This window comes from Calothrix sp. NIES-2098, assembly GCF_963875125.1.
Lineage (GTDB): Bacteria > Cyanobacteriota > Cyanobacteriia > Cyanobacteriales > Nostocaceae > Aulosira.
Genome location: NZ_CAWNKJ010000001.1, coordinates 4,019,891 through 4,040,068 on the forward strand (window position 1 = coordinate 4,019,891; position 20,178 = coordinate 4,040,068).

The 20,178-nt window shown below is 37.1% G+C and carries 3 protein-coding genes; all 3 read left to right on the plus strand.

Annotation, left to right across the window (positions count from 1 at the left end):
* The 3 genes from AACU33_RS16845 to AACU33_RS16855 all read left to right on the plus strand — a co-directional run bounded on the left by AACU33_RS16845 (nt 1) and on the right by AACU33_RS16855 (nt 20,172).
* Nucleotides 1–8,811: a non-ribosomal peptide synthetase gene (locus AACU33_RS16845; protein ID WP_096589775.1), complete on the plus strand. Its 8,811-nt coding sequence runs from the start codon at nt 1–3 to the stop codon at nt 8,809–8,811.
* A 127-nt stretch (nt 8,812–8,938) separates the two neighbouring features.
* Nucleotides 8,939–15,328, plus strand: a complete 6,390-nt coding sequence (locus tag AACU33_RS16850) for a non-ribosomal peptide synthetase (protein WP_096589776.1) — start codon at nt 8,939–8,941, stop codon at nt 15,326–15,328.
* Nucleotides 15,325–20,172, plus strand: a complete 4,848-nt coding sequence (locus tag AACU33_RS16855) for a non-ribosomal peptide synthetase (RefSeq protein WP_096589777.1) — start codon at nt 15,325–15,327, stop codon at nt 20,170–20,172. The genes AACU33_RS16850 and AACU33_RS16855 overlap by 4 nt, the downstream gene beginning before the upstream one ends.
* Nucleotides 20,173–20,178 lie beyond the last annotated feature (6 nt).

The following is a 20,178-nucleotide window of genomic DNA, read 5'->3' on the forward strand; positions in this document are numbered from 1 at the left end:
ATGTTGCAAGAAATGCAAGGTTTTCGCCTGTCACCTCAACAAAAACATTTATGGCAATTACAAGAAGTTAATAGCCTTCCCTATCGTTGCCAATGTGCTGTTTTAATTACAGGCATTATAGATATCAACATCTTAAAGCAAGCCTTAGAAAAAGTTGTTCTTCGCCATGAAATACTCCGGACTAACTTTTATTGCTTGCCAGGAATGTCTATTCCATTACAAGTAATTACAAATAACAATATTACTTGGGGCGAAAACTACGACTTTAGCATTTATAACCAACAACAACAAGCAGAATTATTAACCAATGTATTTGAGCAGTTACACCAACGGCCATTGAATTTACAACATGGTTGTCAGTTAAATTTATCTTTAGTAACTTTATCTGTAGAAAAATATATTCTATTTATATCTTTACCTGCCCTTTGTGCAGACGCAGCATCGCTAAATATTTTAGTGCGAGAAATCAACCAGTCTTATACAGCTTGTCTTCACGGAAAAGTACTAGACAACGAACCACTACAATATGCAGATTTAGCTGAATGGCAAAATGAACTATTAGAAGGAGAGGATACCGCAGCAGGGAGAGACTATTGGCGTCAACAAAATTTTGCTGCGTTAGCAAGTTTAAAGCTACCTTGGGAACAACAAAATGCTTTAAAAGAACGATTTCAGCCGCAACGAGAGTCTATCGCTATTAATTCAGAGTTATTCACAAAATTAGAAATATTTGCTCAAGAATATAACACTTCAATATTTAAAATTTTATTAACTAGCTGGCAGATTTTAGTCTGGCGGATTACTCAACAATCTGATGTAATGATTGGCATTGGTTGTGATGGTCGTAACTATGAAGAATTAGCAGATGCTATAGGTTTATTTGCTAAATATTTACCCCTGAGTACTCAGTTAAGTGAAGAAAATACATTTTTAGAACAATTATCTCAAAATAATCTAACTGAAATCTTTAAATATCAAAATTATTTTAGCTGGGATATTATAGCAGATTCAAACTCAATAAATTTAAATTTCTTTCCATTATGCTTTGAGTTTATAGAACAATCTGCCAAATATGTTAGTAGCGATATTGAATTTTCAATTTATCAACAAAAATCTTGCATTGACCAATTTAAAATTAAACTGAGATGCCAGCATGATAACAATCAATTAGTTGTAGAATTTGACTATGATTCAACCTTATTTGAAGTCAAATATATTAAGGTTTTAGCTAGACAATTTAAAAACATAGTATCTAGTGCGATCGCTCATCCGCAATTACCCATCAATCAGCTAGGAATTAATAGCGAGATTGAAATAAAACAGCTACTTTACGAAAACAACAATACCCAGCAAGATTACTCTAAAAATTTACTCATTCACCAAATATTTGAGGCACAAGTACAAAAAACACCTAATCAAATTGCTGTAGTTTGTGAACAGGAACAATTAACATATCAACAACTCAATCAAAGAGCAAATCAATTAGCTCATTACTTGCAAAAGCAGGGAGTGCGATCGGAAACGCTTGTAGGAATTTGCTTAGAGCGTTCTATTGATATGATTGTTAGTATTTTAGGTATTCTCAAAGCTGGTGGCGCATACATACCCTTAGATCCAGGGATTCCACCTAAAAATCTAGCCTCACGTTTAGAAGATATCCAAGCCTCATTTTTGGTTACTAATCATTGTGTAGCGAATAGATTGGCAGAAGTAGTAGATCGAGAAAAGCTGCAAGTCATTAGTTTAAATGCACAATGGCAAATAATTTCTCATGAAAGTGATATTAATCTTAGTAGCAATGTCAACAATTATCATTTAGCTTATATATTATTTACCTCCGGTTCTACAGGCAAACCCAAAGGTGTTGCTATTGAACATCAACAAATACTTAATTATATTCATGCCATTATTGATAGGTTAAACTTACCGACCAATTCCACCTACAATTTTGCATTAGTTTCCACCCTTGCCGCAGATTTAGGCAATACCGTTCTCTTCCCTGCTCTTTGCACAGGAGGATGTCTACATATCATCTCCTATGATTGCGCTACCGATCCAGTTTTATTTACAGAATATTGTCAAAAATATCCGATAGATTGCCTCAAAATTGTTCCTTCTCACCTTAACTCCCTTCTACTATCTCCTAAACCTGAATCTGTCCTACCTCGCCAAAAACTAATTTTAGGTGGTGAAGCTGCTAACTGGCAATTAATTGAGAAAATTCGCCAGTATACTCCTAATTGCCAAATATTTAACCATTATGGCCCCACAGAAAGCACTGTTGGCGTACTTACTTATTTAATTACAGAGATAAATTTAACAACACAAACAGTACCTCTAGGTAAACCACTTGCTAACACACAAGTTTATATTTTGGACAATAACTTACAGTTAACTCCTATAGGAATTAAAGGCGAAATATATATCGGTGGTGCAGGTTTAGCTAGATGCTATATGCAGCATCCTGAACTAACTTCGGAAAAATTTATTCCTCATCCTTTTAGCGATGAACCAGGAGCAAGACTGTATAAAACAGGCGATATAGGACGTTATTTGCCTGGTGGCACAGTTGAATTTATCGGACGTAGCGATTATCAAGTTAAAATTCGTGGTTTCCGCATTGAATTAGCAGAAATTGAAGCCACATTAACTCAATATCCTCAAGTGCGAGAAGCTGTAGTCGTAGTGCAAGAAAGTGAAACTGGAGATAAACGATTAATAGCTTATTTAGTTCCTGCTAACTCAGAAGCAATAAATTTGAATGCTCTAAATAGCTTTTTGCAGGACAACTTACCTAATTATATGTTACCCGCTAACTTTGCTATTTTAGAAGCTTTACCCCTAACTGCTAATGGTAAAGTGAATCGTCAAGCATTACCTGCACCAGAAGAATTATCACAACAAACAAAAGCTGACATTACTGCACCAAGAACCCTAGTTGAAGAAGTATTAGCGGGAATATGGATAAAAATTCTTGGAGTACAACAAGTAGGAATTGCAGAAAACTTCTTTGAATTAGGCGGACACTCCCTGTTAGCTACACAAGTAATATCGCACATACGAGAAGCTTTTCAGGTTGAATTACCTCTACGCAGTTTGTTTGAGTCGCCAACATTAGCTAAACTGGCACAACGTGTAGAAGTAGCACTCAGAGAGGGACAACAACTAGCAACTTTACCCATTAAGAAAGTTACACGAGAAGATAGTTTACCATTGTCCTTTGCTCAACAAAGACTCTGGTTTTTTGATCAATTACAACCAGGAATTCCTGTTTATAATCTCTCCAGGGCGGTGAGACTACAAGGACAACTTAATCTTGTAGCATTAGAACAAAGTTTTAATGAAATTATCCGGCGTCATGAAGCATTACGTACTGCTTTTATCAGCGTAGATGGTGAACCAAAACAGGTAATTATTCCGGAAGTTAGTATTAAATTATCTGCAATCGATTTACAGAATTTACCACCAGAAGAACGGGAAGCAGAAACAAAATGCTGGGAGAGAATTCAAGCACAATATGCTTTTGATTTAACTACCGCACCATTATTAAATGTTTTACTATTGCAACTAGCAGAACAAGAGTATGTATTGCTGTTCACAATACATCACATTGTTGCTGATGGTTGGTCAGCAGGAGTAATTATTCAAGAATTAGCCGCCTTTTATGAGTCTTTCTGCACGGGTAAATCTTGTGAATTATCCGATTTACATATTCAATATGCAGATTTTGCATTTTGGCAAAGAACGCAATTACAGAAAGAAATCTTTACTGCTCAGATGGATTATTGGAAGCAACAATTAAGTGGCGATTTGCCAATATTAGAGCTTCCTGTAGCTAAACCACGCCCGAAACAGCAAATTTTTGTTGGTAGAAAGCAGACATTTGCATTGTCTCCAGAGTTGATAAAGAAGCTCAAAGCATTAAGTCAAAAGCAAAATGTAACACTGTTTATGACTTTATTAGCAGCGTTTCAAACTCTGCTTTATCGTTATACCGGACAGTCAGATATTTTAATAGGTTCGCCTATTGCTAACCGTAACCGCAAGGAAATAGAAGGTTTAATTGGCTTTTTTGTCAATACTTTAGTGCTGCGAACTCAAGTCAAGGATAATTTGAGTTTTACTGATTTGTTAAAACAAGTTAAGGAAGTAACATTAGGAGCATATACTCATCAGGATTTACCATTTGAATTATTAGTAGAAGAATTACAAACACAACGTAGCCTCAGTCATAGCCCTTTATTTCAAATCGCATTTGCTCTTCAAAATGCACCAGTAGAGGAATTGCAACTTACGGGATTAAATCTTATTCAAACCGATGTAGATACAGAAACATCCAAATTTGATTTAACCTTATTTTTAACAGAGAAAAATCAAGATTTAATGGCAATATGGGAATATAACACCGATTTGTTTGATGCTGATACTATTTCCAGAATTCAAGGGCATTTTCAGACATTACTAGAGGGGGTTGTAGCCAATCCAGAACAAACTTTATCTCATCTACCGCTTTTAAATCATGCAGAATTACAGCAATTATTGCTAGCCAGTAACAATACAGAATTTGAGTTACCATTAGTTTGTATTCATCAATTATTTGCAGATCAAGTAGAGAAAACACCCAATAATATTGCGGTAGTATTTGAAGAGCAAAAGTTGACTTATCAAGAACTCAATCAAAGAGCTAATCAACTCGCTCATTATTTGCAAAAATTGGGAGTAGGGCCAGAAATAGTAGTAGGAATTTGTGTAGAGCGTTCGTCGAAGACGTTGCCGAAGGCATCGCTCTTCACGATCATCGGTATTTTAGCAATTCTCAAAGCAGGCGGCGCTTATCTCCCCCTCGATCCAGCCTATCCCCAAGAAAGGTTAGGCTATATGTTAGCAGATACCCAAGTCTCAATACTTTTAACTCAAAAACATCTATTAGACACATTACCTGCACATAGCGCCCAAATTCTCTGTCTAGACGCAGACGAAAATTTATTCATCGCGCACAGCACAGCTAACCCAATTAGCAATGCTACATCTGAAAACTTAGCTTATGTAATTTACACCTCTGGTTCTACAGGTCAACCCAAAGGTGTGTTAATCAACCATAGTAATGTTGTGCGTCTGTTTGCGGCGGTACAGCCTTGGTACAACTTCCATCAACAGGATGTCTGGACGCTGTTTCATTCCTATGCTTTTGATTTCTCAGTTTGGGAAATTTGGGGTGCTTTACTTTATGGTGGAAAGCTTGTTATTGTACCTTACTGGATTAGCAGATCCCCCGAAGCTTTTTATCAATTATTGGCTAAAGAACAAGTTACAGTTTTAAATCAAACTCCCTCCGCATTTCGTCAACTCATTCAAGTAGAAGAATCTGCTAGTGAGACTGAAAATTTAAATCTGCGTTTAGTGATTTTTGGTGGTGAAGCTTTAGATATTCAAAGTTTGCAGCCTTGGTTTGCTCGTCATGGCGATCGCTCCCCTCAATTGGTGAATATGTATGGAATTACAGAAACCACCGTCCACGTTACTTATCGCCCCCTAACTCTAGCTGATTTGGATATAACAGCTAGTGTCATTGGTCAGCCAATTCCTGATTTACAAGTGTATTTGTTAGATAAAAATCAGCAACCAGTACCTATTGGCGTTCCTGGGGAAATGTACATTGGTGGTGCTGGTTTAGCTCGTGGTTATCTCAATCTTCCAGATATTACCCAAGAGAGGTTTATTGCTCATCCTTTTAGCAATCAACCCAACACGCGACTTTATAAGTCTGGTGATTTAGCTCGCTATTTACCTAACGGTGACATTGAATATTTAGGACGCATCGATCGCCAGGTAAAACTGCGAGGATTTCGCATTGAAATTGCGGAAATTGAGGCAACAATTCATCAACATCCAAAAATCAGAGAAGCTGTAGTTATAGTTAGAGAAGACAGACAGAATCATAAACGCCTGGTGGCTTATATAGTTTTCAAATCAACGGATATTTCTATAGGTGATGTACGTGATTTTGTAAAAACAAAATTACCAGATTATATGATACCTAGTGCCTTTGTGATGTTAGAAAAATTTCCTCTAACAGCTAATGGCAAAATCGATATTCACGCCTTACCTGAGCCGGAGACAATACAACTATCAGAAACAAATATTTCCCTAAATCTAACTCCAGTACAAGAAATACTTGTTGGGATTTGGGCAGATATTTTAGGTATTGAAGAAGTAGGTATTGATGCCAACTTCTTTGAGATAGGCGGACATTCTTTATTAGCAACTCAAGTTGTTTCTCGGATTCGCAAAACTTTAGAACTGGATATATCGCTTCAAAGTTTATTTGAATTTCCTACTATTGCAGAACTAGCTAAAAATATTCAACAAGCCAGCGATCGGAGTGCTGCTGCAATTACTCCTGTTGCTCGCGATCGCAATTTACCGCTATCCTTTGCCCAAGCTAGATTATGGTTACTGGAACAGCTTAACCCTGATAGTGGTATTTATAATATGCCCGCAGCAGTTCGCCTTGTAGGTGAGTTGAATATAGAGGCTTTAGAAGAAAGCATTAATGAAATTATTCGCCGTCATGAAGTTTTACGTACTATCTTTGTTTTAGATAATGGGGAACCAATACAAGTAATTACTCCCGATGTACAGATCAAAATACCTGTAGTTGACTTGCGAGAATTAACGCCAGCTGAACAAGAAGCAGAAATTCAGCGTTTAAGTCTAGAAGAATTCCACTGTCCCTTTGATTTTAGTCAAGCACCGTTGCTTAGATGCAAACTATTGCAAGTAGACGAGCAAGAAAAAATTTTACTATTCACCATCCATCATATTGTGTTTGATGCTTGGTCAATGGGTGTATTAATTCGGGAATTAGCAGCACTATACACCGCTTTTGTTGCTGGGGAAGCCTCTGTTTTACCAGCATTACCCATTCAGTATGCAGACTTTGCAGTTTGGCAACGTCAACACTTGCAAGGTGCAAGACGAGAAGCTTTACTCACCTACTGGAAGCAGCAATTAGCAAACTTACCTGTACTGCAACTACCCACAACCCGTCCCCGTGCAGAGGTGAAAACTAACCGAGGTGCTAGTCATAATTTTGTGATACCTGCGTCAGTAGTGCAAGAAGTGAAATTGCTTTCTCAACAAGCAGGTGTAACTTTATTTATGACGCTGCTGGCAAATTTTAAAATCTTACTGCAACGTTATAGCGATCGAGATGATATTGTTGTTGGTACTGACGTTGCCAACCGCAATCAAGCAGAAATCGAACAATTAATCGGCTTTTTTATCAACTTATTAGTCTTACGTACCAACTTAAGCGGAAATCCTACCTTCCTAGAATTATTACAACGGATTCGCACTCAAACATTAGCCGCTTACGCTCATCAAGATTTACCTTTTGACGAGTTAGTTAGGGAATTACAACCGGAACGTCAGGTAAGTAACACAGTTCCATTATTCCAAGTGTTATTCGTCCTACAGAATACACCAACTTCAGCCTTAGAATTACCTGGACTTACCTTAAATTTATTACCAATTGAAAGCAGAAATGCCAGATTTGATTTAGCCTTATTTCTTGAAGAAAGCGAGCAAGGTATAAAAGGTAAATGGCAATATAATGCTGATTTATTTACCACAGATACTATCGTGAGTTTGACAAATCACTGGCAAACATTACTCAACAGTATTATTCAACAACCTCAAAGCCATATTAATACATTAGAAATGCTCACAGCAGCCGAAAAAGCAGAACAAACTATGCAAAAACAGGAGCGTAAAGCAGCTAAAAGACAAAAATTTATGACTATTGCTCCTCAAGCAGTGAGTCTGTCGGTAGAGCAGTTAATTAAGACAAGTTATCTCCAAGAAGAATTAAAATTTCCTCTCGTCATTCAGCCTAATAGTGCAGAAATTGACATAATATCGTGGGCTGAGAATAATCGAGAATATTTAGAAACAGAATTATTTAAACATGGAGCAATTTTATTTAGAGATTTTAATGTACAATCTGTTTTAGAGTTTGAAAATTTCGCTCAAACAATTTGTCCCAACTTATTTGCTGAATATGGCGACTTACCCCGCACTGGTGAAGGTGGTAAAGTTTATGGTTCTACTCCTTACCCAGCAGATAAAGCTATCCTTTTCCATAATGAAAGCTCTCATTTACATTGCTTCCCCTTAAAGATTTGGTTTTACTGCGTTCAGCCTGCTGTTGAAGGTGGAGAAACGCCAATTGTTGACTGTCGTAAAGCTTATCAATTACTCAGCCCTCAATTGCGAGAAAAATTAGCCGCTAAACAGCTAATGTATGTGAGAAATTTTACAACAGGTTTAGATGTAAGTTGGCAGAACTTCTTCCAAACTACAGATAAAAACGATGTAGAAAATTACTGTCGTCAAGCCGGAATAGAGTTTGAATGGTATGATAATAATGGCTTAGTAACTCGACAAATTCGTCCAGCTTTAGCAGTACATCCCAAAACTGGCGAATCTGTATTTTTTAACCAAATTCAATTACACCATATCTCCTACTTAGATGCAGACGTTCGAGAATCACTGCTATCTATATTTGGTGAGTCAAAATTACCCCGTAACGTTTATTTTGGTGATGGGACACCAATTACAGCAGCAGAAATTGCCGAAATTAATACAGTATATCAGCGATCGCACGTTAGCTTTCCTTGGCAAGAAGGCGACATTATCATGCTAGATAATATGCTGGCTGCTCACGGCAGAAATCCCTTTGTGGGAGCGCGTAAAATCGTTGTAGTAATGGGTGAAATGACTAATGGTAAAGATATCAATACTCCCTAAAATATAAAACTCTGCGTTTGCTCTGTCTTGAAAAGTTGAGCCACTTGCTTGTGGGGGTTCCCACAAATCCTGCTTTGAGAAACTTTTCGCTACGCTTTCCTCTGCGTTAAAATACTCCTCACTCAATATGCAAACTAAAACTATTACCGGCTTTCGGCTCGCACCTCAACAAAAAAGATTGTGGAATTTACAACAAAATAGTTCTGCGTTCTACTCGCAAGCTAGTATTTTGATTGCAGGTAATCTTCAAATAGAGATATTGCAAAATGCTATTGAACAGATCGTCCATCATCATCAAATTCTGAGAACAAAATTTTATTGCCTACCTGGAGCCAAAACTCCAGTTATGGTAGTTACAGATAAGATTTCCTATGATTGGGAATATCGAGATTTAAGCAATTCTTTACAAGCAGATATTTCTGCGATCGCTCAAGAATTATTCTGGGAAGCAAGACAGGTATCTCAAGCCGAACCACTGTATTTGTATCTAATTAAACTATCAAACCAACAGCATATACTAATTATTTCTCTACCTGCATTATGTGCCGATATAAGAACAACCAAAAATTTAGTTAGTCAAATTAGTCAAGCTTACGCTCAATGTTGTCAAAGTCAGAAGTTGAGCAAAGAATACGTACAATATGTACAATTTTCTGAATGGCAGAATCAATTACTAGAAGATGAAAATGTAGCAGAAGCTCAAGAGTATTGGCAACAACAAAAAGTTATCTCATTATCAGCCTTAAAATTACCTCAGGAACTGCCAGGAAAACAGCAGCAATTTGTAACTGATAGTTATAAATTAGTTATTCATGGGGAATTTTTTGATAAAATCGCTCGCTTTGCACAAAAGTATGAGATAACGCCTGATGTCATCTTACTAACCTGTTGGCAAACATTAATTTGGCGGCTAACAGGAGAATCAGAAATAGTCATTGGCACAGCAAGCGATCGCCGTGACTATGAAGAGCTACATAATGTACTTGGCTTATTAGCAACTTGGCTACCAATTAAAACTAAATTCACAACTAATTTAAACTTTATAGAAGTATTAATAGCAGTAGCAGAAACATTAGAAAATGCTGCGGAATGGCAAGATTATTTTGTTCCTGAACCTGTAGAGTCAAATAATGCGATCGCTTTTCCTATTGGCTTTGAATTTGTAAATATTACTGAATCTAAATCCGAGGGTAAAGAAGTAACTTTTGCTTTACAAGACATCTACAGCTTTATTGAACCTTGTAAAGTAAAACTCACTTGTTTGCAATGCCATGATAGTTTATTAGCAGAGTTTTATTACGATCTTAATTGCTTTTCTCAGGAAACAATTCAACGGCTAGCAAAAAATTTTCAAACATTATTGATAAATATTATCGATAATCCCGAAACGCCTATCAGTCAATTAGGCATACTCAGCACCAGCGAACGCCAACAATTATTAGTTGAGTTTAACCGAACAAAAGCTAACTACCAACATGAGAAATGTTTTCACCAGCTATTTGAAGAGCAAGTAGAAAAAACACCAAATCAAATTGCTGTGGTGTTTAATGATGAAGAAATTACATATCAAGAATTAAACTGCAAAGCTAATCAACTAGCTCGCTACTTACAAAATTTGGGAGTTAAATCTGAAGTAGTCGTAGGAATATGCGTAGAGAGAAATCCCAAATTTATCATATCCTTATTAGCTGTTCTCAAAGCTGGTGGTGCTTATCTGCCACTCGATGCCAAGCTTCCCTATGAAGCTTTACAGTTTCGCTTACAAAATGCTCAAGCATCGGTATTAATTAAGGAAGAGGGGACGGAAAATAGCGAACAGTTTTTAAACATTACAGAAGTAAATCTAGATTCCGATTGGGAACAAATCACACAAGAGAGTACAGAAAATCTCATTAACAACATCAAGCTGGAAAATCTAGTTTATGTAATCTATACTTCTGGTTCTACTGGTAAACCTAAAGGTGTTGCAGTTGAACATCAACAGTTACTAAATTACTTATACGGGATTTTACCAAAACTGCAACTTCTTAGTAATGCAAGTTACGCCAGCGTTTCCACCTTCGCCGCAGATTTAGGGAATACTATGATTTTTCCCTGTTTATCTAGTGGTGGATGTCTGCATATCATATCTTGGGAACGAGCATCAGACCCGACTGCATTAGCTACTTACTTCCGTCATCATCCTATCGACTGTTTGAAAATAGTTCCCTCTCATTTAGCAGCTTTATTAAGTTCAGAGTTATGGGAAATTTTACCTCATCAGTTACTAATTCTCGGTGGTGAGGCTGCTGATTGGAATTTGATTGAGAATATACAAAAGAATGCATCTCATTGTCGAATTCTCAATCACTACGGCCCTACAGAAACAACCGTTGGCGTACTGACTTACTTAGTAGGAGAGAAAATTCCGGAAACCGCAACAGTTCCTATCGGTAAGCCTATTGCCAACACTCAAATTTATGTATTAGATGCAAATCTGCAACCAGTTCCTTTAGGGGTAACTGGAGAACTATATATTGGCGGTGAATCCTTAGTGCGGGGATATTTAAACCAACCTGAGTTAAAGCTAGAAAGCTTTATTACTAATCCTTTTACTGGCGATGAACAGCGATTGTACAAAACAGGCGATCGCGTCCGTTATCTTGATGATGGTAATTTAGAATTTCTCGGTCGTCTTGACGAGCAAGTGAAGATTAGAGGGTACCGCATTGAACTAGGTGAAATCGCCACAGCCTTGAGTCAACACCCAGCCGTTAGAGAAAGTGTAGTTATTGTTAGGGAAGAGACATCAAAAGAAAAGCGCCTGATCGCCTACATAGTTCCTACATCTCATTCAGTATCAGATAATGACTTCCGCAACTTCCTACAAACAAAGTTGCCGGAGTACATGATACCCGCAGCCTTTGTCATCCTCAAAGCTTTACCTCTCACCGCTAACGGTAAATTAGACCGTAACGCCCTACCCGCACCAGAAGAAGTAGTTAGCACAACCTTTATTGCTCCTCGTACTCTTGTAGAAGAAGTATTGACAGGTATTTGGGCGCAATTTTTGGACGTATCAAAGATAAGTATTAACGATAACTTCTTTGATTTAGGCGGACACTCCCTACTAGCTACTCAAGTAATTTCTCGCATTCGTACTACCTTTGCTGTAGAAATACCCTTACCACAACTATTTGAATCTGCAAATTTAGCAACACTAGCAGAGCAGATTGAAATAGCAATGCGAGGCGAACAACAAAAAATTCAAACTATTAAATCCGTTCCGAGAAATCAAAATTTACCTTTATCCTTTGCTCAACAAAGACTATGGTTTTTTGACCAATTTGAACCAGGTAGCCCATCATATAATCTGCCCAGAGCAGTACGTTTACAGGGAAAACTGAATATCAATGCACTTTCAGCCAGCCTCAACGAAATTATCAAACGACATGAGATTTTGCGGACAAGCTTTGCAATATCTTATGGGCAACCAATCCAGGTAATTTCACCTGCGATCGATTTACAATTACCAATAGTAGATTTACAAAATATTCCACCACAACAGCGAGAAGCAGAACTATATCGCCTTGCTAAAGCAGAAGCACAAACAGGATTTGACCTGACACAAGCACCATTATTACGGGCGAAATTGCTGCAATTAGATGTGGAAGACCATGTAATTTTAATGACGCTACATCATATTGTTTCTGATGGTTGGTCAACGGATATATTAATTCGGGAAGTAGCTGCACTATATACAGCTTTCTGTGCTGTTAGACCTTCTCCTTTGCCACAATTACCTATACAATACGCCGACTTTGCAGTTTGGCAACGACAATGGTTAGAAGGAGAAACATTAAAAAAACAACTTGCTTATTGGCAGCAGCAACTATCTGGTGAACTTCCCATATTACAACTACCTACTGACCGTCCTCGCCCGACAGTTCAAACTTATGCAGGAAAAACTCTATCTTTTGTATTACCAAAAACTTTAAGTGATGAATTAAGAACTCTGTCACAGCAAGAGGGTGTCACCTTATTTATGACACTGTTGGCGGCGTTTAAAACTTTACTATATCGCTATACAAATCAAACTGATATTTTAGTTGGTTCGCCTATTGCTAACAGAAATAGAGCAGAAATCGAAAATTTAATTGGTTTCTTTGTGAATACTTTAGTATTGCGAAGTAACCTGTCTGGTAATCCTACTTTTCGGGATTTGCTCAAACAAGTAAGGAAAGTAGCACTAGGGGCTTACGCTCATCAAGATTTACCTTTTGAGAAATTAGTAGAAGCAATCCAACCGGAACGCAATTTGAGTCACAATCCTTTATTTCAGGTGATGTTTGTGTTTCAAAACGTTCCTAGAAGTACCTTTGAATTACCAGATTTGAGTTTGTCAGTTTTAAATGTCAATAGTGGAACCGCTAGCTTTGATTTATGCCTGACAATGGAAGAATCAGAGCAAGGTTTAACAGGAAATTTGGAGTACAATACCGACCTATTTGATGCAGAAAGAATGAATCGCTTGGTCGGACATTTCCAAACGTTACTAGAAGGTATTATCAAAAATAGAGAACAATGTTTAAGCGATTTACCTCTATTAACATCTCACGAACAACACCAATTACTAGAATGGGGTAAAAATCAGGCGTTAGGAGAATATTTACAACCGGGTTTGTGTATTCACCAGTTGTTTGAGGCGCAAGTGGAGAAAACGCCGAATGCTGTAGCGGTAGTATTTGAAAATCAACAATTAACTTATCAGGAATTAAACCAAAAAGCTAACCAGCTAGCTCACTATTTACAAAAGCTAGGAGTTAAAGCAGAGGTATTGGTAGGGCTGTATGTAGAGCGTTCTTTAGAAATGGTAGTTGGACTATTGGCTATTCTCAAAGCCGGTGGTGCATACTTACCTCTCGATCCAGCTTATCCCCAAGAGCGTATCGCCTTTATGTTAACCGATGCTCAAGTACCTCTAGTATTGACACAACAAAAACTCATTGCAGATTTACCAGTAAATTCAGCCCAAATTATCTGTTTAGATAATTTCATAATTAAAGAATCAACAGACAATATTGCTACCAAAGTCAGCCCAGAAAATCTTGCTTATGTCATCTATACATCTGGGTCTACAGGACAATCTAAAGGCGTGATGATTCAACATCAGAGCCTAACAAATGCCTATCTAGCCTGGGAAGCAGCATATCAACTGCAAACTTCTACTAGTTCCCATTTACAAATGGCTAGTTTTTCCTTTGATGTGTTTACTGGAGACTTAGTTCGCGCCCTTTGTTCTGGCGGAAAACTCGTACTCTGTCCTCGCGATCTATTGCTAGAACCAGAGAAACTTTATAATTTAATGCTGCAAGAAAAGATTGATTGTGCAGAATTTGTACCAGCAGTATTAAGAAATTTAATTCTCTATTTAGAAAAGAACCACAAGTGTCTAGATTTTATGAAATTAATCATTTGTGGTTCTGATAGTTGGTATGGGCAGGAATATGAAAAATTTCGCCAATTTTGTGGAAGTTCAACTCGGTTAATTAATTCCTTTGGTGTGACAGAAGCAACTATTGACAGTACTTATTTTGAAACGCAGACAATAGACTTATCTGTTGAACAATTAGTTCCTATTGGTTCCCCCTTTACTAACACGCAAATCTATATTCTTGATAGCTATTTTCAGCCTGTACCTGTGGGCATAATTGGTGAAATTTATATTGGTGGGGTTGGTATAGCTAGGGGTTATTTACAACGACCAGATTTAACTGCGGAAAAATTTATTCCTAATCTATTTAGTCAAAAATCAGGAGATATCTTTTATAAAACTGGAGATTTAGGTCGTTATCTTGGTCACGGACAGATTGAGTTAGTTGGACGGATTGACAATCAAGTAAAAATTCGTGGTTTTCGCATTGAATTAGGTGAAATTGAATCAGTATTAAATCAGCATCCAGAAGTACAAGCAAATGTGGTTATAGTCAGGGATGATAAACCAGGCGATGCCTTTGGCAACGGTTTTACCGAACGCCGCTTAGTAGCTTATGTAGTTAGTAAATCAAAGCCAGATATTAATAATTCTGCACTCCGTAGTTTTTTACAAGATAAACTACCAAATTATATGTTACCAACGGCGTTTGTCATATTAGATAAATTGCCTTTAACCCCCAATGGCAAAGTAGACCGTAAAGCTTTACCAGTACCAGATACAAACACTGGATGGGAAACAAGTTATGTTCCACCCCGCACGCCAATAGAACAGATAATCGCTGATATTTGGGCTGATGTATTAGGACAAGAAGAAGTAGGAATTTATGACAACTTCTTTGAGTTGGGGGGACATTCACTTTTAGCTACGCAAGTTATTTCTCGATTGCGTACAGCCTTCAAAATTGATTTACCTTTACGTAGTTTATTTGAAAATCCGAGACTTACAAATATAGTTGGGCGCATAGAAGAAATTCTCACAGTGCAACAGTTGCAAGCTGTACCCGTGCAAATGGAAGAAGACAGAGAGGAAATAGAACTATGAAAGCGATCGCAGAATTTTTGTCTTACCTTTGCACCCAGGATATAAAATTATGGGTTGAGAATGACTGTCTGCGTTGTAGTGCGCCTAAAGAAGCCCTCACACCAGATATCAAAGCAGAATTAGTAGCACGCAAAGCAGAAATTTTAGCTTTTATTAGCCAAGCAAATCAGGCTTTAAAAGCTTCTTCAGAATCTATTCAACCTGTTGCCCATCAGGGAAATATACCTCTGTCTTTTGCTCAACAGCGACTTTGGTTTTTTAGCAAATTAGAACCAGAGAGTAGCGCTTACAATATACCTGCGGCTGTCAAACTCACAGGTAAATTAAATATAGTAGCACTGTCCAAAAGCATCAATGAAATTATCAGACGGCACGAAATATTAAGAACTACATTTACTATAGTAGATGGCGAACCAATACAAGTAATTAGCCACGATGAAAACTTTACTTTGACAATTATAGATTTACAGCCATTTGCAGAAGCACAAAAACAGCAAGAAGTTCGCAAACTTGCTGCTTTAGAAGCACAAAAACCCTTCGATTTAGTCAAAGGCCCGCTAGTAAGAGCCAGTTTACTTCAATTAGCAGAAACAGACTATGTGGTCTTGTTAATCGTGCACCATATTGTTTCTGATGGTTGGTCTACAGGGATATTTATTCAAGAACTCACAGCACTGTACACAGCTTACTCTCAAAGTCAGCCTTCCCCACTTCCTAAACTACCTATTCAGTATGCAGACTTTACAATTTGGCAAAGAAAACGGTTGCAAGGCGAATTGTTGCAAACCCAACTCAATTACTGGAAACAGGAGTTGGGCGGTGATTTACCAATCTTAGAATTACCTACTGACTATCCTCGACCTGCAATTCAATCTAACAATGGTGCAACACAGCCATTCCAATTATCTAAGTTCCTGACAGAGAAACTCCAAGACTTGTCAAAGCAGGAAGGAGTAACCTTATTTATGACTCTGCTAGCAGCATTTAAAGTGTTGTTATATCGCTACACTCAGCAGGAAGAAATTATAGTAGGTACTCCGATTGCTAACCGCGATCGCACAGAAATTGAAAGTTTAATTGGCTTTTTTGTCAATACTTTAGTACTGCGGACAAACCTTGGCAATAATCCCTCTTTTAAAGAACTGTTACAGCAGGTACGTGAAGTCACTTTAGGTGCTTATGCTCACCAAGAATTACCTTTTGAAAAGTTGGTAGAAGAACTACAACCAGGACGAAATTTAAGCCATAACCCTTTGTTTCAGGTGATGTTTATTCTTCAGAATGCTGCAACAGAAGTTTTACATCTGCCAGAGTTAAGCATAGAACCATTAACAGCAGAAAAAAATACTGCTAATTTTGATTTAACACTTTCTTTGACTGAGACAGAGGCAGGATTAAAAGGAGATTTAGAATACAACACAGATATATTTAATTCTGCTCGCATCAACCGCATGTTGGGACATTTTCAAGTTTTGTTAGAAGGAATTGTTGCTAACCCCAATCGGCATCTGTCAGAATTGCCATTATTAACAGTAAACGAACAACATCAACTGTTAACAGATTGGAGTTATCTCAAAATTGATTACCCTCAATACCAGTGCATTCATCAATTATTTGAAGCACAAGTAGAAATCACACCTGATGCTATTGCGGTGGTATTTGGAAATGAATATTTAACCTATCAAGAACTCAATCAAAAAGCCAATAATCTCGCATATTACCTGCAACTACTGGGAGTCAAACCAGAGGTATGCGTGGGTATTTGTGTCGAAAAATCCTTAGAGATGGTAATAGGTATATTGGGAATTTTAAAAGCAGGTGGAGCTTATTTACCCTTAGATCCAAGTTACCCAAAAGAACGGTTGGCTTTCATGATGCAAGATGCACAAGTTTCTGTTTTGCTGACACAAACAGACTTGTTACAAAGTCTTCCTATGTTACCTAACCAAATCATAAATTTAGATCGAGATTGGCAGCAAATTGCACAATTACCATCTTCTAATCCAGTTAATACTCACTTAGAAGCAGCTAATCTTGCTTATATCATCTATACCTCTGGTTCGACGGGTAAACCAAAGGGAGTAATGATTCAGCATTCTAGCCTAATAAATGCTTATTTTGCTTGGGAAACAACCTACCAATTGCGAACAAATGCAACATCTCATCTCCAAATGGCTAGCTTTTCCTTTGATGTTTTTTCTGGCGATTGGATTCGTGCTTTATGTTCTGGTGGCAAATTAGTTTTATGTCCCAAAGATTTGTTACTATCACCGGAACAGTTATATCAACTAATACAAAAAGAAAAAGTAGATTGTGCAGAGTTTGTACCAGCAGTTTTAAGAAATTTAATTAAGTTTCTTGAGCATAGCCAACAGCGTTTAGATTTTATGCGTTTGTTAATTTGTGGCTCTGATAGCTGGAATAGTAACGAATATCGCAAATTTTTACAATTCTGTAGTCCTCAAACTCGGTTAATCAACTCCTATGGTTTGACAGAAGCTACTATAGATAGTTCTTATTTTGAAACAACAGCACAAAATTTAACCATTGAAAAATTACTGCCCATAGGTCGGCCATTTCCTAATACTCAATTTTATATTTTGGATAAATATTTACAACCAGTACCCATAGGAGTTGCTGGAGAACTTTATATTGGTGGTCTTAATCTAGCTAGAGGCTATAAGAATCGACCTGATTTAACTGCCGAGAAATTTATCCCTCATCCATTTAGCCAGAATTCAGGCGATCGTTTATATAAAACTGGTGATTTAGTTCGCTATTTACCAGATGGTAATATCGAATTTATCCAACGCATTGATAACCAAGTTAAAATCAGAGGTTTCCGCATAGAAATTAGTGAGATTGAGTCAGCAATTACTCAATACTCAGAAATTCGAGAAGCTATAGTTATTCTTAGAGAAGATAGACAAGATGATAAACATATTGTGGCTTATGTTGTTCCCCAGTCTACAGAAATTTCTATTTTAGAATTACGTAACTTCTTAAAACTTCAATTGCCAAGTTACATGATACCAACTGCCTTTGTAGTGTTAGAGAAAATTCTTCTGACACCCAATGGCAAAATCGACCGTCGCGCCTTACCTGCACCCGATCCAATACGGCAGCTAGAAGAAACTACTTCCCTAACTTTGACCCCAGTTCAAGAAATGCTTGTTGGTATTTGGGCTGATATTTTAGGTATAAGACAACTTGGTATTTACAATAACTTTTTTGAACTAGGTGGTCATTCTCTATTAGCAACTCGTGTTATTTCTCAAATTCGCAAAGCTTTTCAAGTAGACTTACCCTTGCGTTGTTTATTTGAATCGCCAACAGTCGCAGAATTAGCCAACAAAATTGAGCATCATATAAAAAGTAATTTAAAAGTTAAATTACCTCATATAGGACAAACTTTTAGACCAGCTAATATTCCACTTTCATACGCTCAACAAAGGCTATGGTATCTCCACCAAATAGAATTTAATAATACTGCATATAACATCTTTGAAGCTGTACATATCATTGGTTCGTTGAATATTGCTGCCTTAAAACAAAGCCTTAATGAAGTTATTTGCCGCCACGAAATTCTCCGAACTAATTTTATTGTAGAACAGGGACAACCAATCCAAGTTATTAGCACATCTCTCAATTTAGAATTACCTATTATAGACATAAGCAACCTATTAGATAACGAAAGACAACAAACAGCCGAAATATTAGCGAAACAAGAAGCAGAAAAGCCATTTAATTTAGATACAGAGCCACTATTAAGAGTGACGCTTTTACGACTATCTGAAACAGAACATGTGCTGCTTTTCACGATGCACCACATTATTTCTGATGGCTGGTCTATGGCAGTCTTAATTAAAGAAATAGTAGCCCTATATCAAGCATTTTCTGCTAATCAGCCTTCTCCACTTTCAGAGATTCCAATTCAATACGCCGATTTTGCTATTTGGCAACATCAATGGTTACAAGAACAAGTTTTAGACAAACTTCTCAGTTACTGGCAACAACAAATTCAAAACTTACCAACTATTAAATTAGCCACTGACTATCCTCGACCTCTAGCACCAACATATCAAGGTGCCGCACAATCTTTCACACTCTCTTCCACATTATCTCAACAAATCAAAGTTCTGAGCAATCAACAGGGTGTAACGCTTTTCATGACATTGTTAGCAGCTTTTGCAACCTTAATGCATTACTACAGCGAACAAGATGACATTGTAATTGGTACAGATGTTGCTAACCGTAACCAAGCAGAAACTGAGGGTTTAATTGGATTTTTTGTTAATCAAATAGTATTACGTACTAAATTTGATAACGATCCTAGTTTTCAGGATTTACTAAAAATAGTTCGAGAAATGACTTTAGATGCCTACGCACATCAAGATTTGCCATTTGATAAACTTGTAGAAGCGATTAACCCAGAGCGCAATTTACATATAACTCCATTATTTCAAGTAAAATTAATTCTGCAAAATACTCCCCAAACTCATTTAAATATTCCTGGCTTAACTTTCCAAACATTAGAAACGGAAACCAAAACAGTTACCTTTGATTTACTCTTTGATATTAGAGATACAGAGCAAGGTCTGATGGGATTATTGAAATATAGTACAGACTTGTTTGTAGAGAAAACTATTACCAGAATGCTTGCAAACTTTGAGACGATTTTGAGCGAGATTGTGAATGTGCCAAATACAAAAATCAGCGAACTTAAAAAATCTTTAGCGCAAGCAGAAAAACAAGACAGATTAACTCAAGAAATAACTTATCAAAATTCTTTAAAGCAAAAATTAAACAATATTAGACGTAGGTCTACTAATTCAAATATTTAGAATCAT

What these genes read in the sequence shown, in the direction of transcription:
- AACU33_RS16845 (WP_096589775.1), top strand. Translation starts at nt 1, where the DNA reads ATGTTGCAAGAAATGCAAGGTTTTCGCCTGTCACCTCAACAAAAACAT.
- AACU33_RS16850 (WP_096589776.1), top strand. Translation starts at nt 8,939, where the DNA reads ATGCAAACTAAAACTATTACCGGCTTTCGGCTCGCACCTCAACAAAAA.
- AACU33_RS16855 (WP_096589777.1), top strand. Translation starts at nt 15,325, where the DNA reads ATGAAAGCGATCGCAGAATTTTTGTCTTACCTTTGCACCCAGGATATA.